This window comes from Succinivibrio dextrinosolvens (assembly GCF_900116345.1).
GTDB lineage: Bacteria > Pseudomonadota > Gammaproteobacteria > Enterobacterales > Succinivibrionaceae > Succinivibrio > Succinivibrio dextrinosolvens_B.
This window is the reverse complement of the sequence record NZ_FPAH01000010.1, coordinates 23023-47543: the sequence shown is the minus strand read 5'-3', so window position 1 is coordinate 47543 and position 24521 is coordinate 23023. Positions and strand designations below refer to the sequence as shown.

Annotated in this window: 27 protein-coding genes; 19 read left to right on the top strand and 8 right to left on the bottom strand. The window is 40.6% G+C overall.

Annotation, left to right across the window (positions count from 1 at the left end; all coding sequences use genetic code 11):
• Window positions 1-4 precede the first annotated feature (4 nt).
• Window positions 5-481 carry a tetratricopeptide repeat protein gene (locus BM308_RS04910; protein ID WP_083425449.1) on the top strand — a complete coding sequence of 159 codons (477 nt, stop codon included), beginning with the start codon at window positions 5-7 and terminating at the stop codon, window positions 479-481.
• 98 nt (window positions 482-579) lie between these two features.
• Here BM308_RS04910 and trxA read toward each other — a convergent pair whose 3' ends face one another.
• Window positions 580-903 (bottom strand): thioredoxin, encoded by a 324-nt coding sequence (gene trxA / locus BM308_RS04905; protein ID WP_074943309.1) that lies wholly within the window; start codon window positions 901-903, stop codon window positions 580-582.
• Window positions 904-985: 82 nt separating this feature from the next.
• Window positions 986-1609 (bottom strand): 7-cyano-7-deazaguanine/7-aminomethyl-7-deazaguanine transporter, encoded by a 624-nt coding sequence (locus BM308_RS04900; protein ID WP_074943307.1) that lies wholly within the window; start codon window positions 1607-1609, stop codon window positions 986-988.
• 356 nt (window positions 1610-1965) lie between these two features.
• On the opposite strand from BM308_RS04900, the gene BM308_RS04895 reads away from it, so the two are divergent.
• On the top strand, window positions 1966-2460 hold the full coding sequence (locus BM308_RS04895) for a hypothetical protein (RefSeq protein WP_143098566.1): 495 nt from the start codon (window positions 1966-1968) through the stop codon (window positions 2458-2460).
• 189 nt (window positions 2461-2649) lie between these two features.
• Window positions 2650-3045: a hypothetical protein gene (locus BM308_RS04890; protein ID WP_074943303.1), complete on the top strand. Its 396-nt coding sequence runs from the start codon at window positions 2650-2652 to the stop codon at window positions 3043-3045.
• 178 nt (window positions 3046-3223) lie between these two features.
• Here BM308_RS04890 and BM308_RS04885 read toward each other — a convergent pair whose 3' ends face one another.
• Together BM308_RS04885 and BM308_RS04880 are read right to left on the bottom strand one after the other, a co-directional pair.
• Window positions 3224-5671, bottom strand: a complete 2448-nt coding sequence (locus BM308_RS04885; protein WP_074943301.1) for a hypothetical protein — start codon at window positions 5669-5671, stop codon at window positions 3224-3226.
• Window positions 5672-5698: 27 nt separating this feature from the next.
• A complete protein-coding gene (locus tag BM308_RS04880; protein ID WP_074943299.1) occupies window positions 5699-6178 on the bottom strand; it encodes a type III secretion system chaperone in 480 nt (159 codons plus the stop codon).
• Between the two features lie 359 nt (window positions 6179-6537).
• Between BM308_RS04880 and polA the strand changes: the two genes are divergently transcribed.
• On the top strand, window positions 6538-9336 hold the full coding sequence (gene polA / locus BM308_RS04875) for a DNA polymerase I (RefSeq protein WP_074943297.1): 2799 nt from the start codon (window positions 6538-6540) through the stop codon (window positions 9334-9336).
• A 197-nt stretch (window positions 9337-9533) separates the two neighbouring features.
• Here polA and BM308_RS04870 read toward each other — a convergent pair whose 3' ends face one another.
• Window positions 9534-10280 carry a UDP-2,3-diacylglucosamine diphosphatase gene (locus tag BM308_RS04870; RefSeq protein WP_074943295.1) on the bottom strand — a complete coding sequence of 249 codons (747 nt, stop codon included), beginning with the start codon at window positions 10278-10280 and terminating at the stop codon, window positions 9534-9536.
• Between the two features lie 22 nt (window positions 10281-10302).
• Complete coding sequence (locus BM308_RS04865) at window positions 10303-10797, bottom strand: peptidylprolyl isomerase (protein WP_074943293.1); 495 nt, start codon at window positions 10795-10797, stop codon at window positions 10303-10305.
• A 360-nt stretch (window positions 10798-11157) separates the two neighbouring features.
• Between BM308_RS04865 and cysS the strand changes: the two genes are divergently transcribed.
• Both cysS and BM308_RS04855 read left to right on the top strand, forming a co-directional pair.
• Window positions 11158-12528 (top strand): cysteine--tRNA ligase, encoded by a 1371-nt coding sequence (gene cysS / locus BM308_RS04860; protein ID WP_074943292.1) that lies wholly within the window; start codon window positions 11158-11160, stop codon window positions 12526-12528.
• A gap of 113 nt (window positions 12529-12641) precedes the next feature.
• Window positions 12642-14534: a DUF2813 domain-containing protein gene (locus tag BM308_RS04855; protein WP_074943290.1), complete on the top strand. Its 1893-nt coding sequence runs from the start codon at window positions 12642-12644 to the stop codon at window positions 14532-14534.
• 136 nt (window positions 14535-14670) lie between these two features.
• Here BM308_RS04855 and BM308_RS04850 read toward each other — a convergent pair whose 3' ends face one another.
• Window positions 14671-15534: a YicC/YloC family endoribonuclease gene (locus BM308_RS04850; RefSeq protein ID WP_083425448.1), complete on the bottom strand. Its 864-nt coding sequence runs from the start codon at window positions 15532-15534 to the stop codon at window positions 14671-14673.
• Window positions 15535-15673: 139 nt separating this feature from the next.
• On the opposite strand from BM308_RS04850, the gene pyrE reads away from it, so the two are divergent.
• Complete coding sequence (gene pyrE / locus BM308_RS04845; RefSeq protein WP_074943288.1) at window positions 15674-16315, top strand: orotate phosphoribosyltransferase; 642 nt, start codon at window positions 15674-15676, stop codon at window positions 16313-16315.
• A gap of 44 nt (window positions 16316-16359) precedes the next feature.
• Here the strand turns inward: pyrE and BM308_RS04840 are convergent, their stop codons facing one another.
• Entirely contained in the window at window positions 16360-17016 is a 657-nt protein-coding gene (locus tag BM308_RS04840; RefSeq protein WP_074943286.1) for an epoxyqueuosine reductase QueH, read from the bottom strand.
• A gap of 234 nt (window positions 17017-17250) precedes the next feature.
• Between BM308_RS04840 and BM308_RS04835 the strand changes: the two genes are divergently transcribed.
• From BM308_RS04835 to rpsQ, 12 genes are all read left to right on the top strand, one after another.
• On the top strand, window positions 17251-19044 hold the full coding sequence (locus tag BM308_RS04835) for a phosphoethanolamine transferase (RefSeq protein ID WP_074943284.1): 1794 nt from the start codon (window positions 17251-17253) through the stop codon (window positions 19042-19044).
• A 312-nt stretch (window positions 19045-19356) separates the two neighbouring features.
• Complete coding sequence (rpsJ, locus tag BM308_RS04830) at window positions 19357-19668, top strand: 30S ribosomal protein S10 (RefSeq protein ID WP_021890106.1); 312 nt, start codon at window positions 19357-19359, stop codon at window positions 19666-19668.
• Window positions 19669-19683: 15 nt separating this feature from the next.
• Window positions 19684-20322, top strand: coding sequence for a 50S ribosomal protein L3 (rplC, locus tag BM308_RS04825; protein ID WP_074840871.1), 639 nt, complete (start codon window positions 19684-19686; stop codon window positions 20320-20322).
• A gap of 17 nt (window positions 20323-20339) precedes the next feature.
• Window positions 20340-20951, top strand: coding sequence for a 50S ribosomal protein L4 (gene rplD, locus BM308_RS04820; protein WP_031490588.1), 612 nt, complete (start codon window positions 20340-20342; stop codon window positions 20949-20951).
• Entirely contained in the window at window positions 20948-21268 is a 321-nt protein-coding gene (gene rplW, locus BM308_RS04815; protein WP_051639034.1) for a 50S ribosomal protein L23, read from the top strand. The genes rplD and rplW overlap by 4 nt, the downstream gene beginning before the upstream one ends.
• Window positions 21268-22083, top strand: coding sequence for a 50S ribosomal protein L2 (gene rplB / locus BM308_RS04810; protein ID WP_074840872.1), 816 nt, complete (start codon window positions 21268-21270; stop codon window positions 22081-22083). Before rplW ends, rplB begins: the two co-directional genes overlap by 1 nt.
• 19 nt (window positions 22084-22102) lie before the next feature.
• Complete coding sequence (rpsS, locus tag BM308_RS04805) at window positions 22103-22375, top strand: 30S ribosomal protein S19 (RefSeq protein ID WP_031490583.1); 273 nt, start codon at window positions 22103-22105, stop codon at window positions 22373-22375.
• Between the two features lie 15 nt (window positions 22376-22390).
• Window positions 22391-22723, top strand: coding sequence for a 50S ribosomal protein L22 (gene rplV / locus BM308_RS04800; RefSeq protein ID WP_031490581.1), 333 nt, complete (start codon window positions 22391-22393; stop codon window positions 22721-22723).
• Window positions 22724-22731: 8 nt separating this feature from the next.
• Complete coding sequence (rpsC, locus tag BM308_RS04795) at window positions 22732-23508, top strand: 30S ribosomal protein S3 (protein WP_074840873.1); 777 nt, start codon at window positions 22732-22734, stop codon at window positions 23506-23508.
• 13 nt (window positions 23509-23521) lie between these two features.
• Window positions 23522-23935 carry a 50S ribosomal protein L16 gene (gene rplP / locus BM308_RS04790; RefSeq protein WP_074943282.1) on the top strand — a complete coding sequence of 138 codons (414 nt, stop codon included), beginning with the start codon at window positions 23522-23524 and terminating at the stop codon, window positions 23933-23935.
• The gene (gene rpmC / locus BM308_RS04785; protein ID WP_031490577.1) at window positions 23935-24138 is read left to right on the top strand and encodes a 50S ribosomal protein L29; all 204 of its coding nucleotides are present in this window, start codon (window positions 23935-23937) and stop codon (window positions 24136-24138) included. The genes rplP and rpmC overlap by 1 nt, the downstream gene beginning before the upstream one ends.
• Window positions 24139-24150: 12 nt before the next feature.
• Window positions 24151-24411 (top strand): 30S ribosomal protein S17, encoded by a 261-nt coding sequence (gene rpsQ, locus BM308_RS04780; protein WP_074943280.1) that lies wholly within the window; start codon window positions 24151-24153, stop codon window positions 24409-24411.
• Window positions 24412-24521: the final 110 nt, after the last annotated feature.

Genomic DNA, 24521 nt, shown 5'->3' with positions numbered 1-24521 from the left:
AAAAATGAAAAAAATATTCTGTAAAGCTTTATCAATGGTACTGTGCGCTCTGTCTTTTATTGCTGCTGCAGAGGACAGTGACCATCAGGAACTACCGATCGCGCAATGCAATCTAAAATCATCGGCTGCCTGTGAGTACATAGGAATGTACTATACAAATGTGGTTGGGGATGATGCTAAGGCCTTACCTTTTTTTCAGAAAGGTTGTGAACTTAATTCAAAAGAATCCTGCACCTTTTGTGGAAATATCTTTGCAGAAGGCCTTGTAGTAGGGAAGGACTTTGAAAGAGCTCTGAATTATTACGAGAAAGGCTGTGAACTTAAAGATGGAATCGCCTGTAACCTGTTAGGTTCTTTCTACGAAAATGGTGAGAATGTAGACAAAGACCTGAAAAAAGCTTTGTACTATTACAACAGAGCCTGTAATGAGGGAGACTGGGCCCAGTCCTGTGAAACTTTAAAAGAAATTTCGGAGAAATAGTGGAACCGGATTTTGAGTTTTAAGTCTGGTTTGATCAAAAAAAGCTTCCAGTGATTTTCAGAGGAAGCTTTCTACATCAATTTCTTTTGAAAACAGAATTAAATGTTATTTTCAATGAAAGCCTTAAGCTCATTCTTTGGAAGAGCACCGATCTGACGGTTAACAATATTGCCGTCCTTGAACAGCAGCATGTTAGGAATACTCATAACACCATACTTGGCAGCGTATTCCTGATTCTGATCGATGTCAACCTTAACAAACTTAACGTTTTCCATTTCCTCTGCCAGCTCTTCAACGATTGGTCCAACCATTTTGCAAGGTCCGCACCACTGAGCCCAGAAGTCAACAAATACAGGCTTATCTGAATTTAATACTTCTGCTTCAAACTGGCTGTCATCTATATTTAGAACTTTTTCGCTCATAATAAATCTCCGATATATCAACTGATTTCTATCTTATCATGAGAAAATTTTTGTACATACAAATTGATATTAAAAATCAGTTCTAGGCGGCAGTAATTTTTCTGATGATGTACTTAAGCGCAACACCATAAACAGGCACGAAAATTATCATATTCGCTGCCAGCTTGACCATATAGTCAAAGGTTGCAATCTCCACCCAGTGCTCAGCCATAAACGCATCATTGGTACCGCAGAAGGCAATGGCGAAGAATACATAGGTATCAATCAGATTTCCTAAAATGGAAGAGGAAACCGGTGCCGGCCACCACAGCTTAAGTTCTCTTAGTCTCTGGAATACCAGAATATCGCACAGTTGACCTAGAAGATAGGCAGACAGTGAGGCGATGGTAATTCTGAAGACAAAGTATGAAAAATGTGACAGATTTGCCAGTCCCTGGAAATCACCGTGTTCAAACAGAGTTCCGATCAGATAGGACACAATCAGACCAGGAATTGTTGCCAGAAAGACGATCTTTCTTGCTCTGATTTTTCCAAAGATTCTGACAGTCAGATCTGTAGACAGGAAGACAAAAGGGTAGGTGAAAGTTCCTACGGTTGTGACAATTCCAAACAGGTCGAGAGGAATCTGAACAGCGTAGTTACTGATAACAAGGATAATAACATGTGTAAACCAAAGCTTTTTTAAAGGGAAAGAAAATTTATTCATAATATTTTCGTTTCAGGATTGTTAAAAGAAAGAACCTAGCAGAACGCTAAGGTCCGCCGATAAGTGAGCTTATTCTAATCCTTTTTTTGATATATTTCACACTTTTTTACCAGGCTTTGTGCAGATATTTCTGTTTAATTCTTAACTTGTTAAATTTTCATATTAATTTTTTTTTAATGTGGGCTTTGTGAACTATGATACTTAAATATCTGTTTATTTTAAAATACACCACTCCTATAATGCCTGCTTACAACTTGTAGCTAAAAATTTTTGAAACATTAAATAATGTTTTCGACTGTATATAAGGTGTTTACATGAGGGCGCATCAACTTGTGAAGTTGGAGAAGAACTTTATAATGGACATGGTATACCAAATAGATAAAGGTACTGATCTGTTAGACATTCTATATGGAATTGATATGGAGGATCCTGATCATCCAAAACTTACAGATAATGAAGAAGATGCTCTTAAGCCTGAGTACATTACACAATTTGTGAAAAATCTAATTACAAAGTGTAAGGGTATGTCTTTGGATTTTACAAAGGAGAATATTTCTCTTGTAAGATATGGTTTAAAGTATGCAATGGAAGAAATCCCTCAGAAGTTTATGAATAAAGCTCAAGCTCTGCCTGCTTTTGGTAATGAGAATTTTGTAAATCAGATTTCGGTCTTTATTCAGGAAGAACTTAACAGAATAAAAGGTAGTGAGGCTCCTAAAGATCAGGAAAACTATAACCTTCTATCCATTTTTAAGTCTGCATTGAAACTTACAGATGAAGATATTAAGAGACTTAGAGACTTGAAGAAATTGAAAATTCTAAAAAGACCCTTGAGAACTAATAGCCTCTGAAAGGCATTTGCTAAGGTATTCTGATATCAATGGTTAGCGCAATGCTAACCATTTTCATGAGAAGCGTTCGTGCTTTTACAGACTTAATATTTCAAATTTTTGAATAACGTTGTTTAACTCTATCTAACTTCAGGCTAATAATCCGAGTCTATACTCATTGCCGTAGTTTATTTTTTTGTAAGGATGAATATGAAAGCTTTAAAAGTATTAGTTCTTGCAGCTACTTTATGCAGTTTTTCTTCATTTTCTGCAGATAATGCCTCCTCAAACGAGAGTTTTGGCGACAAAATGTCTGCAATAGGTTCAAATATTCAGCAGAAAGGCGCAAAGGTTGGCGAGAAGATCTCTGATGGTGCCGTATATACCAAGGATAAGGTAGCTGATGGCTATGACTACACTAAAGACAAGATTGCAGATGGCTACGACTGGACTGCTGACAAGGTAAAAAAAGGCGCAAACTATACCAAGGACAAGGCTGTAGACGGCTATGAGTGGTCCAAGGATAAGGTTCAGAAAGGCGCTGACTACACCAAGGAAAAATTCAATAACGGTGTCGATTACGTGAAGGATAAGACCTCAGATTAACAGTTTTCTTTTTCCACTCAATCTTCAATTAAATACTTCCGATATTCGGAAGTATTTCGTCAGAATCTAAGATTTCTCTTCAGTTTCCACAAAAAATCTCTGAATTTCTAGCGATTTTTCAAAAAAAATCGCTCACTCCTGTCTTTTGTAAAAGTGAGCGATTGTTGTAGTGAATCCTCTATGGTTGAATGATATTCTGATTAGGTAACTTCATATTTCCTTCCATTTCTACCTTCATGTTGGAATGAATCCTCATTTCAGTCTGGATCTCTTTGCCTGCATTTAATATCTTATTATTCTGACCGTTATAAGCTCCAGTCTGATCCATAGCTTCTTGTACTCTGGTATCATCAAAATCATTTAGATTAAGCTTGCCAAGTCTGTTAAATTCACTTGGACTGATATAGTAGGAAAGTTTTTGCTTAATATATGATTGAGGATCTGCTTCTATTACCTGTTCATTGACAATCAGCTGCTGAATATGATGTGTAGTCTCAATCGTAAGTCTAATCGCTCCGTCTTCATCTTTTATCAGAGTATATTCAGCATTTGCATCTCCTTGACCGTGAGGTGCTACAATATGAAAGGCAGGCTCAGCACCATTCTTGTCAAGCGCAACAGGAATACCTATAGTTAATGACTTTGCAGTTTCCTGTGACATCATTGCCAGAACCAGATTGACCTTTTGCCTTGTTTCCTTATCTAATCCACTGTATTTTGCAGAATTGTTGGATGTCACCAGCTGAGCAATCTCATCTCTGGCTGTTTCAAAGTCAGTGCTGAGTTTCTTGCCCCCAGGTAGGGTAACTGACATGCCGCGAATTAGGTCTTTATAGCATGATGTATCTTCGATATTGCCATTGCCCAGTCGCTTTGCATCGGTAAGAATGGCCAGATTCATAGTTGTCCCGACTTCTCTTTTTACTGCATTATTGAATGATGTATCAGGGACAAAGCTTTTGTTTTCTGTATTGTCATAGGTTTCTGATTTCAGCTTATCCTTAATAAGCTGCTTCATTGATTCTGGAAACTCTCCTTTAAAGTTATCATTAATATAAGAGTCTGTCTGTTCTGAAATATATTCATCTGTCCCATCAAGCAGGCTGTCATATACAGGCCCAAGCTTATCCTCCTGAACTAAGATAGGCCCCTCATAATTCATGGTATGAATATCATTGGTGTTGGACAGAAACTCCAGGTTTTCAATAAGAATATTGTTTGTATTTGCCATATCAAAAGCAAGGGTAGTTACAGTTCCCTGTTTATTTCTTCCCAATTGATCGGTGTATCCGTAATCATCATATAATTCATTGTACATATTCTGAATTTTTGCAAAATTCAGACTCTCAAACACTGTTTTTAGGTTAACACGTTCTTCTGGAGTCATTCTTAAAAGCACAATACTCTGAAATAGAATTTTTGAAGCCTTTAAAGAGTTTCTATCTTCCTGAACTGCCTGGATTTCCTCTGCAGTTCCGGAGGACTTCATGGCTTCTGACAAGCTTTTGTATAAAGAGAATAATGCCTTATGCATCTCTTCTGGGGAGGATGTGGCTTTTAAGTTTTTTAACGGTCCAAGATCTAAATCCTTGGCCTTATTATAAAATTTGGTGATAAAGCCAGGAGGAAATGCCTTTCCTTCTGTATAGCCAAGAATTCTGATACCAGTTTTTCTAAATCCATGCAGATTCTGTCCAATGGCATTATATTCATCAGCATTTGAAAAAATAGCATCGATTCTTTTTTTAACTGAATCTAAAGAACGCAGTTTATTTGCTCCATTGAGGAGGATACTTTGGCAGGATTTCATTATGATATCAGCAGCACCTTTATTCTCCTTTGTCTTGGAAATAACATAATCGATAATCTCATTTGTTCTCTTGTCATTTAAATCGATATCATCTCCTATTTTCGAGAGAATATAGTCTCTCTTTGCTTCGTCTATCCCTTTGAACTGATCTACACTGACATTCAGTAGATTCCCTTCATCATCAAAAAGTTTACCTTTTATGTAATCGAGATAATAATTGTTGAGCTTATTTTCAGGAAGCTTAGCCTCCTTGATTTCCCTGATGGTATCAACAAACTGTTTAATAAACTCCTCAATTTTCTGGGTATAGGTCTCCTTGTCGAAAACTTCTTTACCTGCTTCATTCTTTTTAGGTAAATCTTCTTCTTTTATCTGTGAAATCGATTTTTGCAGCAAATCCTGCATGCTATAGGCTGATCTTTTTTCCAGCAGCCCCTCCTTTAGCAGAGAATCAACTGCATTTTCTATTATGTTTCCTTCAATCTTTTTTGCCTGAGCTTTGTCAATATTATCTGAGTTTGCAGTTTTAAATTTTTCAATAATCCTGTTCAGATCTGAACCTTTAAGATTTTTTGTGGTATCCAGCTTTGCAAAATCCTCATTAAGGGAATCTCCTTTTGCATAAGTAACGGTATCAAGCAGGTTGCTTTTAATTACGCTTACTAGATTTCTAACCTGCTGTCTGGCTTCACCAATATTCGCCCAGCATTTGAATTTCTGCCAGAGTCCGGCTTTCTTGATTTCACCGTCAGATGATAAATAATATGATTGATTGTTTTGTAAATTATCAATTGATACATTCACATTCGTGTTCATGTTAGATACCTCAGACTAATTTCATCGTTAAACAGGAAGGACATCCATTAAACTAGAAGCTATAGAGCTCTTTGCAGAATCCCGTGTCCCCAGATCTTCATCACCCTTAGAGATTGAATAAACATCCTTAAGCACATCCCTTATGAAAACAGCCTTATCGGAGAATTCTGAAAGAATTTTCATTAGTTTTTTACCATCCAGCTGTTCAATAGGAATAATTCTTGAAAGGATTAAAGTGCCTTCAGAGATACCAATGAAGTTTCCGCCAGTTCCTTCACCATTGAATGATAGAGAAAGAGCCTTATACAAAACTTCTTTTGAAAAAACTGGTATTTTTTCAGGATCTGAAAGAGAACAGAACATTACTATATCGTCTGCTGCCTGACGGTACTGCAAAACGATAAGCAAATCTTCAAACTCAAAGGCACATGAGTTATCACTCTCGATTTTGACTTCAAGATTTGTTTCTTCCGAAAAATCTTTCATGATATTCTCGAATAGCGACATATTACTTCCTTAATTTATTTGAACTTTTTTTCTCTGTAGTTACTAAAGTATAGAACATAGTCTGAGGAAATTTTTTTTAAGGAATCTAATAAATACATATCTGTGAAGCATATCTTGTTTGTGATTCTTCCTGTTAAAAAAGTATTTCATCAGAATTTAAGAAAAATCTTCAATTTCTTAAAAAAAACACTGTTTTTTTTTGTTATTTTTAAGAAAAACCGCAAAAAAATGTAATGTTGAGTAATGTCAGTTTTTATAAATTTTTTTAAAAGTTATAATGGTAAGAAGTTAAAACAGAAATATAAAAACGGAGACGAATTCATACACTTTTTAGTGATACTCCAATTCGTACTAATTCTATGACAGATAATCTTCCTTTAGTCCTTGTTGACGGTTCATCATTTCTATATAGAGCCTTTTATGCCGCTCCTAAATCATTCACCAATTCAAAAGGAATTCCAACCGGCGTCTGCATGATTTTATCCAGAATGCTTGGTTCTCTTTCATCCAAGTTTGCCGGAGCCAAGTTTATTGTGGTTTTCGATGCCAAGGGCAAGTCCTTTAGAAATGAAATGTATCCAGAGTACAAGGCCAACCGTCCTCCTATGCCTGATGAGCTTAGAGTTCAGATTGAATATGTACATAAAATCGTAAGAGCAATGGGCTTTCCTCTGGTATCTATTGAAGGCGTGGAGGCTGATGACGTGCTTGGCACCTATGCAACAGATGCTTCAAAGGAAGGTGTAAAGACTGTTATCTGTACCGGCGATAAGGATCTGGCTCAGCTTGTGGATGACAATGTCATTCTTTATGACTCAATGAAGGATGTCTACACTGATGCTAAAGGTGTTGTCGAGAAATTTGGTGTTAAACCTGAGCATATCATTGATTTTCTGGCTCTGAAGGGAGACAGCTCAGATAATATTCCTGGTATGGCTGGTGTAGGTGATAAGACAGCGGTTACTCTTATCAATGAGCTTGGCGGCATTAAGGATATCTACAATAATCTTGATAAGATTGCATCTTTATCCTTCCGCGGTTCAAAGACTTTTGCAGAGAAATACAGAGAGGCTTTTGAGACTGTTGAGCTTTCATACCGACTTGCTACCATCAGAACTGATTTGGAGCTTCCACTTAAGATTTCAGAGGTAACACCTCCTGTCCTGAACAAAAACGATCTTATTGAAATCTATACCGAGCTTGAATTTACCAAGCTTCTGGCTGATCTGAAAAAGGATGCTCCTGCTGATAGCCCAAAGACTCAGGCTCAGAGCTTTGATTTTGCCAAGGCAGCATCAAAAACTGAAGATGCTCCTGCCTTCAGCTCTGCTCCTACCGATTACAAGAGTAATGGCGGTAAATATATTCTTGTAACTGATGAGAATGTGCTTGATGAGCTGTGTAACAGGATCTTATCGGCAAGATTAGTTGCTCTTGATACTGAGACTACCTCTCTGATGCCTCAGGAGGCATCCCTGGTCGGTATGTCTTTATCTGTCGCAGCAAATGAAGGCTACTATATTCCTCTGAATCATACCTATCTTGGAGTTCCACAGTGTCTTTCTCTTGATAAGGTAAGAGAGAAACTGCTGCCGGTTCTCAATTCTTCCGATGTTAAAATCATCGGTCATAACATCAAATTTGATCTGCTGGTTCTTCACTATCAGAACTTTGAGATTGAAAAAGTCTACGCTGATACCATGGTTATGGCTCATCTGCTTGATTCAGCCTCAGCCATGAATATGGATGATCTGGCCTTAAGATATCTGAACTACAGAACCATTACCTACAAAGAGATTACCGGGGATAAGAAGAAAATCCCAATCAGTGAGGTGCCAGTAGAGACTGTATGTAACTATGCTGCTGAAGATGCGGAGGTTACCCTCCGTCTGTATCATACCTTATCTGAAAAACTCTTTGCCTCAGAAAATGACAAAAAACTGTTCTTTGAACAGGAAATGCCTTTCCTAAAAGTGCTCTACCATATGGAGCTTGAAGGTGTTTACGTCTCTCAGAAGGAGCTTGAGACTCAGAACAGAAATCTTAAGACAGAACTTGTCGAGATTCAGAAACAGATTTACGTTTCCGCGGGACAGGAATTTAATATTGCTTCCCCTAAGCAGCTAGGCAAGGTTCTGTTTGAGGATCTGAAAATTCCTTATCCTAAGAAGGTAAAGGACGGTAAGTATTCTACTGCAGAGGATATCCTTGAGCAGATTTCCTTTAACTACGATATTGCCAATCTGGTTTTAAGATACAGAGCTCTGGCAAAGCTTATCTCCACCTATACCGAAAAACTGCAGACTCTGATTTCACCTAAGACAAACAGAATCTATACCTCTTTTAACCAGACAGGAACTGTAACCGGAAGACTTTCATCCTCTGATCCAAATCTGCAGAATATTCCTGCAAGAACAGAGGAGGGCAAGATGATCCGTAAAGCCTTTATTGCTCCTGAAGGCTATAAGATTATTGCTGCCGATTATTCTCAGATTGAGTTAAGACTGATTGCCCACATAAGTGAAGATCCTAATCTTAGAAAAGCCTTCCTAGCTGGACAGGATATTCACAGAGCCACTGCTGCAGAGGTTTTAGGCAAGAGTATTGATGAGGTAACTCCACAGGAAAGATCACATGCAAAAGCCACAAACTTTGGTCTGATGTACGGCATGGGAGCATTTGGTCTTACCAGACAGACTCATATGAGCATGTCTGAGGCAAAGGTTTATATCCAAAGGTATTTTGAACGTTATCCAAGTGTTCAGAAATATATGGAAGAGACCAAAGCTTATGCTCATGAACATGGTTATGTGACTTCCATTAACGGACGACACATCAGTGTTGCCAATATCAACAGTTCAAATGCCATGCTATCCAAGGCAGCAGAGCGTGCTGCCATCAATGCGCCTATGCAGGGAAGTGCTGCCGATATCATTAAGACAGCAATGGTAAGACTGGATGAGTGGATTTCATCACTGCCAGAAAATACCATCAGAATGACCGTGCAGGTCCATGATGAACTTATCTTTGAGGTAAAAGATGAGTTTGTTAATGAGGCTTGCACTAAGATTACTGAGATTATGGAAAATGCGTATAAGCTTGCTGTTCCTTTAACAGTTGGAGTTGGTGTGTCCTCAAGCTGGGCTGATGCTCATTAAATCTGCCTTATTTTCATTAAGAAAGGATCTCAAATTTTGAGGTCCTTTTTTTATGTGCCTCATGAAATGTGAGAAAGGGGACAAAAGTGCCTCATGAAATGTGAGAAAGAGGACAAAAGTGCCTCATGAAATGTGAGAAAAAAGATTTAAATCGTTTTTGGTAACCACTAGTATTCATTCAAAACCCATATGTAATACTAGAAGTTTTTTTCCATTGCTCTTTGTACAAGCTTAAAATCAGTCCTATCGATTTTTATGTAACTGTAGTGAGAGTCCCACATTCCCAGCCCCAGTCTGCTTAGTCCATCTCCAAAGGCATTCTGTTCGCCTCCGAATACATGGAAGTGACCGTGAATCAGAAGTGTACAGCCGGTTTTCTGGAGGAAGGTTGCTCCGGCTTTTTTGACAGTTGGATTCTGAAGAATCTTTTCAGAATACTCTGCACGACGATTCTCCTGTTCCTGACTTTTGTTGCGTATCTTCTGAGCAATGGAGGTACGTACACTCAGAGGCAACAGCATAAAGCAGAAGCGGATGAATCTGTTTTTGACAATGGCTCGGAAAGTCTGATAGGAACGGTCGTGAAGACAGAGCTGATCTCCATGCAGTAAAAGAGCCTTGCCTTTTGAAGTGTTGAGAATATAGAAATCCTTGATAAGCTTCATTCCAAAATATTCTGCAGCAGCTTCATCAAGCAGAAAATCTCTGTTTCCTGCCTGAAACATGGTGATAACACCTCGCTGCTTGGCTTTGGTGATGATTGCTTTTATTTTCTGCTGAAATGCGGAATTAGGATCAACACCTACAAAGAAATCAAACATGTCTCCAGCAATAATGACTCGGTCATTAAGGATGGTATTTCTTTCATAAAAATTTGAAAGTGCATTTGTAAGAATCGGCTGAGATTCTGACAAATGAAGATCTGCAATAATGAAAGTAGCCATGTCTGATTCTTCTTATTCGAGATTAAGCCTCAACGGTAGCGTCTAAGATCTCGATGGTCTCTACAGGAACGTCCTGATAGTAGGAAACGGTAGTGGTCTTTGAAGCTTCGATCTTGTCTACAACTTCCATACCTGATACAACCTTACCGAATACACAGTAGCCCCAGCCGTTCAGATCCTTTGAACGGAAGTTCAGCATATCGTTGTTAACAGTGTTGATGAAGAACTGAGCGGTAGCAGAGTGAGGATCCATGGTTCTTGCCATAGCGATGGTGCCGCGATCATTCTTAAGACCGTTATCAGCCTCATTCTTGATAGGAGCATTGGTTTCTTTCTGGTTCATGTCCTTCTCAAGACCGCCACCCTGGATCATAAAGCCCTTGATAACTCTGTGGAAAATGGTTCCCTTGTAGAAACCTGACTTTACATAGTCCTCAAAGTTCTTAGCGGTATTAGGAGCCTTATCGTAATCAAGCTCAATAACGATATCACCTAGGGTAGTTTTTAAAGTAATCATTTAAGTTCTCTCTAATAAGATGATGAAAAAATAATCTGATGCATTTTACAACTAATGCGTCATTTTTAACAGTTTTATTGCTTTTTTAGGTGTTTTAAAGCTAAAAATAGCTGTATTTTTCAGTAAATAACAAAAAAACAGAGTATCTGTATGTGTGTAAAAAATCTTCTGCACCATATGGATTAAAAATAGGAGGATAGTGGATTCAGACCTGTCTTTTCGATGATATGGTGGCAAAAAAATGATATAATCCACGGCATTTGTAAATATAAATCAGTTTTCCGGGCAGAAAACTACGCCTGAATAATTACGTCAGATCTCAATATCATGAAGATAACTGACGGAACGCAGAGATAGAAAATGTTAAAAATATACAACACACTAACCAGAAGCAAGCAGGAATTCAAACCTATAAATGAAGGCAAGATCGGCATGTATGTATGCGGTGTTACCGTATACGATCTGTGTCATATCGGTCACGCCCGTACCTTTGTTAATTTCGATGTGATTGTACGTTATCTGCGTTATTCAGGATACGATGTAACCTATATCAGAAACATCACCGATATTGATGACAAGATTATCAGAAGAGCAAATGAGCGCGGTATTCCTGCAAAAGAGCTCGCTGAACAGTTCATTGTAGAAATGCACAAGGACTTTGATGCTCTGAATATCAAGCGTCCTGATATCGAGCCTCGTGCTACCGACAATATCAAGGAAATCATTGCTCTGGTTCAGAAGCTGATTGATAACGGCAATGCCTATGTTTCAGACAACGGCGATGTAGTTTTCAATATTGATTCCTTCAAGGAATACGGCCGTCTGTCAGGTCAGAAGATTGATGAGCTTCAGGCCGGAAGCCGTATTGAGGTTGCAAAGACCAAGCATAATCCTCTGGACTTTGTGCTGTGGAAGATGTCAAAGCCAGGTGAGCCTGCATGGGAGTCTCCATGGGGTGAAGGCCGTCCAGGCTGGCATATCGAGTGTTCTGCCATGAACGGTAAACATCTTGGTGCCGAGTTCGATATCCATGGTGGCGGTTCAGATCTGATCTTCCCTCACCATGAGAACGAGATTGCTCAGAGCTGCTGTGCACATCACTCAAAGTATGTTCACTACTGGATGCACTCTGGTATGGTGATGATTAACGAAGAGAAGATGTCAAAGTCTCTGAATAACTTCTTCACTATCCGTGATGTATTAGAGTCATACGATGCAGAAACTGTACGTTACTTCCTGCTTTCAGGTCAGTACAGAAGTCCTCTGAACTATTCTCAGGAAAATCTTGATAAGGCTAGAGCTGCTCTTAACAGACTGTATACAACTCTGCGTGATACCTCTCCTCTTGAGCCAAAGAGTGCTGAAGATGAATACACTGCAAAGTTCAAGGAGTATATGGATGATGATTTCAATACACCAGGTGCAATTTCTGTTCTGTTTGATCTGGCAAAGCAGATTAACAAGGAATCAGGAGAAAATGCTCAGTATCTGGCAGGCCGCTTAAAGCAGCTTTCTTCAGTTCTGGGTATTCTAGAGCAGGATCCAACTGTGTTCCTGACCTCAGGTGCCGGTGATGATGATTCAGCTGAGATCGAAGCTCTTATCAAGGAGCGTAACGAAGCCCGTAAGGCTAAGGACTGGGCTCGTGCAGATGCGGCTCGTGACAAGCTTAAAGAGATGCATATTGAGCTTGAGGACGGACCTCAGGGAACAACCTGGCATCGTGTTTAAAGGCTAAATTTCAAAAAAAAAGCTGTGATTTTTATCATGGCTTTTTTTTTATCCCGTTGCTTTGAATTCCACTCTACTTTAACTTTAGTAGTAGGTATGTACTAGGGAATTGCATGTATCTCGAAAAAGCTAAAGTAGTTAATTTCCGTGGTATCCGTAAATTATCCATAAACTTTGAAGATACCAGCACTGTTCTTATCGGTGAGAATCACTGGGGTAAGACATCTCTCCTTCGCGCTCTTTGGATGGTCCTCGGTCAGGGCGAAAAACTCTGTCAGTTTGAACAAAAAGATCTCTACGTTCCTGTAGAACTCAAGTCTTATGATACTTTTCCAAAAGATAATCTGGTTGAAAGAGTAACCAGACGCAAGGCTATATCCTTTGAGGCTGAGGCTGTCGAGCAGTATAAAAAGGATAAGATGGAGAAAGCTAAGTCCATCATGGATGAGCAGCTTTCTGGCACCTCAAATAACGCTGCGGATTTTCTGACTGAAATCAATCGATTTATTTCCAACTACAAGCATCAGGAAGAAGAGGATGTTTTTAAGAAAACGGACAATCACATTCACATTGATCTGTACTTTAGAGAAAGTGCGATTGCCGGCTATGCTGAATCCCATCCTGCCTTAAAACCATTCTGGTACTTTGATGACTGTGGAGCATATTACATTCACTGGCAGATTGTTGCTTTTTATAATGAAGATAAGGATGAATTCGTAACTATTCATAATTTTGTGAATAAAAACAATGCCAGCTTTAAAAAGAGCGAAAATTATGAGGAAGCTTTCTATACGATCATCAGACTTAATCCGGTATTCAGACTCCGTGACAGTCGTATGGACAACAAGCGAGTATCAAAAAGCAAAAAGGGGGAGAAGATCTCCCATATGGCCTCCCTCATCTTCAATGACAATGATCTTTCCTCTGAGAATGTTTCCTCTCTACTTAAGATGTTTACCGCCTATCTGGATAAATATCTTGGCAACTATAATCAGGATAATGATACTGATTCGGTTAAAAGAAACCCTCGAAACATTGATGAAATCGTAAAAAGTCCGATTTCCCTGGAATCACTGTCCTCAATCAGAAATATGTTGACTGCGCCTGGTCTTACAAGATCAAAGGTGGTTCTGACCTACATTGCTTCGGCACTATTTTTATCTCAGGGTGATCGGGTATTGGATAAGAACGCCTCTCCAATCATGATTATTGAGGATATTGAGTCCCGTTTCCATCCTTCACTGCTGCTTTCCTTCTGGTCTCTGCTCTCTGTAACTGCAACTCAGAAGATTGTTACCACCAACAGCGGTGATCTGCTTTCTTCTGTACCTCTGCAGTCTTTAAGACGTTTACACAGAAAGTTTTATGATACGGTCTGCTTCCAGATTGATCCTGAGTCCTCATCTCTTAACAATGATGATTTAAGACGAATTGCCTTCCATATCAGAATGAACAGACCAATGGCTTTCTTTGCCAGAACCTGGATTTTAGTTGAAGGCGAAACCGAGGTCTGGATTCTAACTCAGATAGCTTCAATTCTTGGTATATCTCTGGCCTGCGAGGGAATCAGAATTATTGAGTTTGCACAGTGTGGTCTGAAACCTCTGATGAAGGTTGCTACCCAGCTGGGTATTGCATTCCATGTTCTGACTGATGGAGATGAAGCCGGTAAAAAGTATGCTGAAGTTGCCTTAAACTTTATTCCAAACAAGCGCCGTGATCGACACCTTACCGTTATTCCTCAAAAGGATATTGAACATTATCTGTATTCTCAGGGCTATGAGAAGACCTTCAGAATAGCGGCGGGGGTTTCCTCTAACAGTCAGCTTCGTAAAGGGCTGACCTCCGACAAAATCATAGACATGGCAATTAAGCGCAAGTCAAAACCTGGACTGGCTTTACTGCTTGTAGATGCTATACAGAAGAAGGGCGTTGAAGGTGTTCCTGTGGTATTTGCAAGTCTGCTGCAGGCTGTCAGAAGCTTAGGTCAGGGCAATTACATCTAATTCTGTGTTATTTATCCGAAAATCGATTTCTTAAAACGTCTGGATATTACTTTCTTGTGAAATCTTTCCGCACAAACATTTGTGGCTAACCAAAGGTTAGCCACAATCAGAAAAATATTCAGCATCTTGAGCAGAACTATTCTATGTTCTGAACCTGCTCTCTCATCTGCTCAACCAGTACCTTAAGCTCAACTGCAACCTGGGTGATTTCAAGATTTGAGGCTTTTGAGGCCAGGGTGTTGGATTCACGGTTAAACTCCTGCATCATGAAATCCAGTCGCTTGCCGCAGACACCGCCTTTATCCAGAATGCTTTTAACTTCCTTAACATGAGCAAGAAGTCGGTCATACTCCTCTCTTACATCAGCTCTCTGAGCTGCCAGAGCCACTTCCTGTTCAAGTCTTTCTGGATTTACATTCACATCCATTGTACTGATTTTGTTAACAATTCTTTGTCTTTCAGTTTCAACGAGCTTATCAAGCTGAGCTTCAACAATTTTTGTTAACTCGACAATCTTATCCAGTCTTGAGGTTATAGCATCCTTTAATTTGATGCCTTCTTTTTTACGGTTCTCCTTCAGAGTATCAATAGCCTCTGAGAAGTGTTTTAAAATCTCCTCATCTATAATCTCCTGAAGATTACTCTCCTGACTTATTACACCTGGATAGTTCAGAATCTCAAGAGCATTGACGTTTGACTGCGGCAGTTCTTTGTTAATCTGAGAGACAGCATTGGCCAGGGCATGAAGCACATCCTGATTGATGTTCAGGGAATCTGTTGCATTTAAAGCAAAGCTCAGATAGCAGTCAATTTTTCCTCGGGTAAGTTTTTCCTGAATAATGCTTCTGAGCTTTGAATCAAGGTGTCTTAGCTGATCCGGCATTTTGAGGTAAATTTCTAGAAAGCGGTTGTTTACTGAGGTGATATCAATACTGATATTGACTCTGTCGGCGTTGATGATTCTGTTTGATGAACCGGTCATGCTGGAAATTTCAGCCATAATTACCTCGTTTTTCCTGAATGATTTCTAAATTTCACGAACATTTTACTTATTTGCACTGCTCTTTTGCAAACAACATTTTTGTTTTGGAATCTTGGTAATAATAATGTAATATGTGCGAAAACTTTCGAGGTTAAAAATGCAGGAATATCAGAGAAAATTCATTGAACTTGCTTTAAGCAAGGGTGTTTTAAAATTCGGCAGCTTTGTTCTCAAGTCAGGAAGAACCAGCCCATATTTCTTCAATGCAGGTGGGTTCAATACCGGTGAAGATCTGGCAACCTTAGGTTCATGCTATGCTCATGCCCTGGTTGATGCAGGTGTTTCCTTTGATGTGCTGTTCGGACCTGCCTACAAGGGTATTCCTCTGGCCTGTGCCACTGCAATGGCCTTATCTTCTGAGCACAACAGAAATGTACCATGGTGCTTTAATCGTAAGGAAAAGAAGGATCATGGCGAAGGCGGCAATCTGGTAGGCGCACCTTTAAAAGGTGATATTCTGCTGGTTGACGATGTAATTACTGCTGGCACCGCAATTCGTGAGTCCGAGGCTCTGATTAAAGAGAACGGTGCTCATTTCAAGGCTGCAATTATTGCTTTAAACCGTATGGAAAAGGGTAAGGGCGATAAGAGTGCTATTGCCGAGGCTGAAGAGCAGATTGGAATTAAGATTATTTCCATTGTTACTTTTGATGATCTGCTCAAATACATTGAAAATGATGACAAGCTGAAAGAGCATATTCCAGCAATGCTTGAGTACAGAAAGCAGTACGGAGCCTAGTCATCATTTCTACACTGCTTCCTCTGTGAAGCAGTGTAGTCTAACTACTTCTCTTCCTGATCTACTATTCCCTTTTTACAGTAGTTTGCACTAGTCTGTGAGAATTCACAGCCGCAGTAAAGCTGATTATAGAAATCAATTTCCTTTACAAGCTCATAGCGTCTGCCAACAAGACCCTCCTTTCTCCAGTCCTGATCCCAGTAGAAGGTTCCATCAATTTTGTCCTGTGCTCTGAAACCTGCTTCATCCACCTGTTTTTTACTCTTCCATCTTGAAGTACAGAGAGTTGTGGTGAATGTATTGATTCCACGGGATTTTGCGAACAGTGCTGTTACGGTAAGTCTGTGAGTGAAGCATTTCAGACAGCGGCGACCACGTTCTGGTTCATCCTCAAGTCCTTTTACAGCCTCTCGCCATAGATTGTAGTCGTAATCGCCTATTACATACTCAATGTTGAGAAGCTCACACAGGTGAATCCACTCGTCTCGTCTTTTTTCGTATTCCTCGGTAGGGTAGATATTAGGATTGTAGAAAAACATCAGAGTTTTGATCTTATTAAAGATAAGACATTCTACAAGACTGGTTGAGCATGGAGCACAGCAGCAGTGAACCACCAGACCGTTGGCATTGTCTGGGAGTTTCAGATCTCTTTTTGGAGAGTCTTTTGCAAAGTTATCCGGCAGTCTGAAATTAAAATCCATGCTGTTTTTTATCCTTTATATATACGAAAACAGGCCGTGATTATATCACTTTTCTTTGTCTATACTTAAGGTATTGCAAAACCGATATATGCACTTTAAATGCAGGTGTTCTTCAGAAAATAGTGTGTTTTTCTGACTTTGGAGTATGATATACGGCTAACAAAGACGATACCCAGATATTAAAGGTGTCAAAAGTATGATTTATAAAGATTCTATATTATTAAAGGCTACTTTATGATATTCAGTTCAGATAAGAAAAATCTTCTGAGTTTTGCGGTTCCAGTGCTACTGACTCTGATTCTATATGGGGTATACGATTTTTCTTTACGCAGTTATTTAACCTTTTTTATATATCTTGCTCTTGGTATTGTCTCAATTGTTGCTGCCTTCAGACTATCTGTCTGCAGGAAGCCTCTTTACAGATTTGCCGTGGTCTTTCTGTTTACTTATCTGAGTGTTTATCTGTTTTCTCTTACACTGGGACTGAATACTTCACTGTTTGATTTCTGTAAAGGTGTTGCTTTTTCTTTGGTAGCCTTCTCAACCTGTGTCATGGTGAGAGCTCTAGCCCTGGCTATTGAAACAATATTTCTTAAGAAAATCTGTTCTTTTATATCCTATGTGGTGCTTTTTGCCTTTGTGCTTCTACCATCTATTCTTATTTGCTATTTTGTAGCAACCGGCTCTCTGATTTCCTCGGATATCATTATTGCCTTAGCTCAGACAAATGCCACCGAGGGTACCGAATTTATCCAGAGTAACTTTAATATCATGTGGCTTCTTGCCTTTGTAACTCTGGCTTTAATCTATACAGTAAATGCATTTTTCTTCAGAAAGGTTGAAAGCTTTGATTCAACCTGTTTTGTAACTGCCGTATCCTTTTTCCTGTGTCTTGCCTCATCTGTCTGGCTGGCTCTACCAAGAATGGATTATCTACCTTTCTCTATAATAAAAGTTACTTCAAAACAGCTGGATAACTTTGAAATCTATAAGCAGCAGAAATCACAGAGACTTGCAAAGCTCAACAAGCTTAATACGCTGAAGCTCTCTGATGCTACAGATCCCGAAGGCAATCTTTTCGTGCTGGTAATCGGCGAGTCAGAAACCCGAGACAGAATGCAGGCCTATGGTTTTGAAAGAGAAAATACTCCTTTTCTTTGTGAACATCTGAAGAATCCTAATCATCTTCTGTTTACCAATGCCTACTCTTCATGGCCTCAGACAGTTCAGGCTCTATCTTATTCTCTGACAGAGGCAAATCAGTATCAGAAAAAACAGACCGTTGATGCCTATTCAATCATTGAGCTCGCAAGAGCCTCAGGCTTTGAGACTTACTGGATAAGTAATCAGCGTAAATATGGAGTGTATGAAACACCTGTAACGGTTATCTCTTCAACTGCTAACCATGAAATCTGGGTGAACGGATCTTCAAAGATGGAAGGGGTGTTCTTTGACGAGGAGATTGTAAAAAGATTCCCTAAGGTTGATGAAAAGAAAAATGTATTTGTGGTGATTCATCTTATGGGAAGTCATCAGAAGTATGATAAGAGACTTCCATCAGAGTTCATAAAATTTGAAGGACAGGATGAGACTCTGGACTACTACGATGATACCGTCCTATACACTGACTATATTCTTGAGAAGATATATTCAAAGGCTAAGGAGAAGTCTAATTTCAAGGCTATGATCTATTTCTCTGATCATGGCGAGGACCCTCATGTTGTTGGTGGTCATGATCCTGTCAATCTCAACGGTCAGATGCTGAGAATTCCTCTTGTAGTCTATCTCTCAGACAAGTATGTTCAGGACAACCCTGAATTACACAAAGCACTTGTTGATAATAAGGATAAATATTTCTCAAACGATCTTATCTTTGATCTCACTGTCCGTATTATGGGCATAAGCGGTCTTCCAGGAATGGAGGACAGACTGAATCTGGCAGATAAAGCCTACGCTCTTGATAACAAGAGTGTTCTTACCATGTATGGCAAGATGCATTTAAGTGAGATTCCGGAGACAAAGCACTGACCATTTTGTGCTTTTAAAAAATAAATATAAAGTTATTTACAAAGGTTAGCATTGCTAACCTTTTGTATTGAATGAAAATAATAAAAAAGTTAAAAAAAACTTGATAAGAATCTTAAATTCAGTATAATAATGGCACTTTGTACTCATACCCTAAGTGTATGAGTTACAAGCCAGCCCTACTTCTATATGATGCGGCTGTGGATACTCTCCCTAATTTTGGGAGTAATTGGTAATTACGACACTTCCTCTCTATCGATATGAAATGAGAAGGCGGGTGTTGTATGTTCTTTTATCTTTAAAATGGAGTCTGCAATGCAGAATCAAAGAATTAGGATCCGTCTAAAGGCATACGACCACAGATTGATCGACCATTCAACCGCTGAAATTGTTGAGACCGCAAAGCGCACTGGCGCACAGGTTCGCGGCCCAATTCCGCTTCCTACTCGTAAGGAGCGTTACACAATCCTTATCTCTCCACATGTTAACAAAGATGCTCGTGACCAGTACGAAATCCGTACTCACAAGCGCCTAGTTGATATCGTTGAGCCAACTGAGAAGACTGTAGACGCATTAATGCGTTTAGATCTTGCAGCTGGTGTGGATGTTCAGATCAGCCTTCGCTAATAGGGGAATAATACAATGTCAATCGGTTTAATCGGCCGCAAGCTTGGTATGACCCGTGTTTTCAATGAGAACGGCAAATCTGTTCCAGTAACAGTCATCCAGGTTGAGGCAAACCGCGTAACCCAGATCAAGAACCTAGAGAATGACGGCTATACCGCTATTCAGGTTACAACTGGTGATCGCAAAGCAAGTCGTATGACCAAAGCTGAAATTGGTCACTTCGCAAAGTCAGGCGTACAGGCAGGCCGTGGCTTATGGGAGTTCCGTTTAACTGATACCGAGCTAGCTTCATACAAAGTTGGCGACGAGATCAAAGTAGACGCTTTCCAAGATGTTAAGAAAGTAGACGTTACCGGCCAGTCAAAAGGTAAAGGTACTGCAGGTACTATCAAGCGTTACAACTTCTTACACCAGGATTATACACACGGTAACTCACGTTCACATCGTGTACCTGGTTCTACCGGTCAGAACCAAACTCCAGGTAGAGTTTTCAAGGGCAAGAAGATGGTTGGTCACATGGGTTCTGAGAAGGTTACTGTACAGTGCCTTGACTTAGTTCGCATCGACGCAGAACGCAATCTACTTCTCGTAAAAGGCGCTGTTCCAGGTGCTAATAACGGTGACGTGATTGTAAGACCAAGTCTTAAAGCTTAACCCGAGGTAATAGGATCATGGAATTAAAGTTAGTTGGCGCAGACAAGCAGCTAGAAGTGCTAGATAGCACCTTTGGTCGCGAGTTCAACGAGCCATTAGTGCACCAGGTAGTTGTTTCATACCTAAGCACTGCACGCGCCGGTACTAAAGCTCAGAAGACCCGTTCTGAGGTTTCAGGCGGCGGTAAGAAGCCTTTCCGTCAGAAGGGCACAGGTCGCGCACGCGCAGGTTCTACCCGTTCTCCATTATGGCGTGCAGGTGGTACTGTATTTGCTGCTAAGCCACAGGATTGGACTCAGAAGGTAAATCGTAAGATGTACCGTGTTGCAATGTGCAGCATCCTATCTGAGTTAGTTCGTCAGGACCGTTTAGTTGTTGTTGACGATTTCAAGGTAGAAGACCACAAGACCAAGTCATTAGTTAACAAGCTAAAGGATCTAGGTCTGAAGCAGGTTCTAATTGTTACTGATGCTTTCGAACAGAATTTATTCTTAGCATCTCGTAATCTATACAGAGTAGAAGTTTGCCAGCCAGGTACTGCTGAGTTCAACCCAGTAAATCTAGTTGGTTTCGACAAGGTTCTAATGACTTCTGCAGCTGTTAAGAAGGTAGAGGAGTTGCTTAAATAATGTCTGAAGCTCGTTTATTAAATGTTCTTCGTGCACCAGTTATCTCTGAGAAGAGCACCGCTGCACAGGAAAAGAATACTCTAGTATTCAAGGTATTAAAGGACGCAACCAAGGAAGAAATCAAAGCTGCTGTTGAGATGATCTTCAATGTGAAGGTTGAAGGTGTTCGCACCCTAAACTTCCAGGGTAAAGTACGTCGCACCGCACGTGGTATTGGCAAGCGTTCAGACTGGAAAAAGGCTTATGTTACTCTTCCAGAGGGCACTCAGTTAGATCTTGAGGCTACCTCACAGCAGATTAACAAGGAGAGCAAATAATGGCAATCGTTAAGGCAAAGCCAACCACTCCAGCTCGTCGTCACGTTGTTCAGGTTAAGACCCCTGGCTTATGGAAAGGTGGTCCATTACGTTCTCTAACTGTTGAGAAGCGTAAGACTGGTGGTCGTGATAACTACGGTCACATTTCAACTCGTCACATTGGTGGTGGTCACAAGCAGCGCTATCGTTTAATCGATTTCAAGCGTCAGAAGGATGGTATTGAGGCACGCGTAGAGCGTATTGAGTATGATCCAAACCGTTCAGCTCACATCGCTTTAGTTTGCTATACCGATGGTACCCGTAGCTACATCTTAGCTCCTAAGGGCTTAAAGCAGGGTGATGTTGTTGTTTCAGGTGTTGATGCTCCTATCAAGGTAGGTAATGCATTACCAATGCGCAACATTCCTCTAGGTACTACCATTCACGCAGTTGAGTTAAACCCAGGTGCAGGTGCTGTATTCGCACGTTCAGCTGGCTGCTACTGCGAACTAGTTGCAAAAGAAGGTGCTTATGTAACCTTACGTATGCGTTCAGGCGAAATGCGTAAAGTATTAGCTGAAGGCCGTGCAACTGTTGGTGAAATCGGTAATGGCGAGCACATGCTAGCTCAGTTAGGTAAAGCTGGTGCTAACCGTTGGCGCGGTGTACGTCCAACCGTTCGTGGTATGTCAATGAACCCTATCGATCACCCACATGGTGGTGGTGAGGGCCGTAACAAGGGCATTCAGCCACGTTCTCCTTGGGGTACTCCATGTAAGGGTTACAAGACCCGTAAGAACAAGCGTACTGACAAGTACATTGTTCATCACCGTTAATCGATAGCGAGGATATAAAATGCCACGTTCTTTGAAAAAAGGTCCATTTATTGATGCGTCCTTATTAAAGAAGGTACTAAAGGTTCTTGAGACTGGTGACAAGAAGCCAGTTAAGACCTGGTCACGCCGTTCAGTTATCATTCCTCAGATGATTGGAATGACCATCGCTGTTCACAACGGTCGTCAACACGTACCTGTATTCGTTTCAGACGAAATGGTTGGTCACAAGCTAGGTGAGTTTGCACCTACTCGTACCTTTAAGGGTCACACCGTAGCTGATGCTAAGGCCTAATTGGAGTTTAATGTAATGGAAGTTAAAGCAATCCACAAATATGCTCGCTCTTCTGCTCAGAAAACCCGCCTGGTCGCAGATCAAGTTCGCGGTTTACCTGTTCAGAAAGCTCTGGATTTGTTAGAGTTCAGCCCAAAGAAGGCTGCTGCACTAATCCGTAAAGTTCTGCTTTCAGCAATTGCTAACGCAGAGCACAATCAGTCTTTAGACATCGACGATTTAGTTGTTGCTAAGATTATGGTTGATGAGGGTCCATCTTTAAAGCGTATCATGCCACGTGCTAAGGGCCGTGCTGACCGCATCGTAAAGCGTACCTCTCACATTACCGTTGTTGTTGCAGAGCGTTAGGAGTAAATATGGGTCAGAAAATTAATCCAAACGGAATTCGTCTAGGTATCACCAGACCATATTCATCAGTTTGGTATGCATCTACTGCACAGTTCCCAGCTAACATCAAGAGCGATGCCGAAGTTCGTAAGTACTTAACTGCTGAACTTAAGAATGCATCTGTTTCTAAGATTGTTATTGATCGTCCTGCAAAGAGCATTCGTGTAACTATCTGCACTGCTCGTCCTGGTATCGTAATTGGTAAGAAGGGCGAAGACGTTGAGAAGTTACGTCAGAAGATCTCTGCAATCGCTGGTGTTCCAGCTCAGGTTAATATCAGCGAGATTCGCAAGCCTGATCTAGACGCTAAGTTAGTTGCTGATTCTATTGCTTCTCAGTTAGAGCGTCGTGTAATGTTCCGTCGCGCTATGAAGAAGGCAATCCAGAATGCAATGCGTGCTGGTGCTAAGGGTATCAAGGTTGAAGTATCAGGCCGTCTAGGTGGTGCTGAAATCGCTCGTTCAGAGTGGCTACGTGAAGGTCGCGTACCTCTACACACTCTACGTGCTGATATCGACTACGCTTTATCAGAGGCTGTTACAACCTATGGTGTAATCGGTGTTAAGGTTTGGATCTTCAAGGGTGAAGTTTTAGGTGGTCTACCACTAACTCAGGAAGAGACTGAGAACCGTAACAATGCAGCTGCTCCAGCAGGTCGTCGTGGTCGTCGCGATGAGAACCAGGCTCGTCCAGGCCGTGGTCGTCGTGGTGCTAAGAAGGCTGAAGAAGCAAAGGCTTCTGAGTAACGGAGAAAGATAAATGTTACAACCAAAACGTACTAAATATCGTAAGACTCAGAAAGGCCGTAACGAGGGTCTAGCATACGCTGGCTCAACCGTTTCATTCGGCGAGTTTGGTCTTAAGGCAACTTCTCGCGGTCAGATTACTGCTCGTGAGATCGAAGCTGCACGTCGTGCATTCACCCGTGAGATGAAGCGTGAAGGTAAAGTTTGGATTCGTGTATTCCCAGACAAGCCAATCACTCAGAAAGCTCTAGGTGTTCGTATGGGTAAAGGTAAAGGTACCGTTGAGTACTGGGTTGCTCCAATTCAGCCTGGTCGTGTACTTTTCGAGATTGGTGGTATTACTGAAGAAATCGCTCGCGAGGCATTCCGTCTTGCTTCAGCAAAACTTTCTGTAACAACTACCTTCGTTCGTAAGCAGGTGATCTAATGCAAGCAAACGATTTACGTAATAAGTCCGTTGAAGACTTAAAGACTGAACTTTCAAATCTTCAGCGCGAGCAGTTTAATCTACGTTTTCAGTTAAAGACTGGTTCACTTCAGCAGACTGACAACGTTCGTAAGGTACGTCGCGACATCGCACGTATTAACACTATCCTTTCTGAGAAATTAAACTCAGAGAGCGCAAAGTAGAGGAAGACATAAATGTCAGAGAAAATCGCTCGTTCCCTACGTGGTCGTGTTGTTAGCGACAAGATGCAGAAGGCTTGTGTAGTTGCTGTTGAGCGCCGTGTTGCTCATCCAGTATACGGTAAGATTATTACCCGTACTACCAAGTTCCACGTATCAGATGCTGAGAACGCTGCTCACGTTGGTGATTTAGTTGAGATTTGCGAATGCAGACCAGTTTCTAAGACTATCGCTTGGAAGCTAGTTAGCGTAATCGAGAAGGCTGTAAACGCCTAATTAAACTATAAAAAAAAGACCGCAGCATTTTTGTGCTTGCGGTCTATTTTTTTTTGTGGTATATTTTAGCGCCTTTCTAATTTTGTTTTAGAAAGTTGTTTTAATTGGTA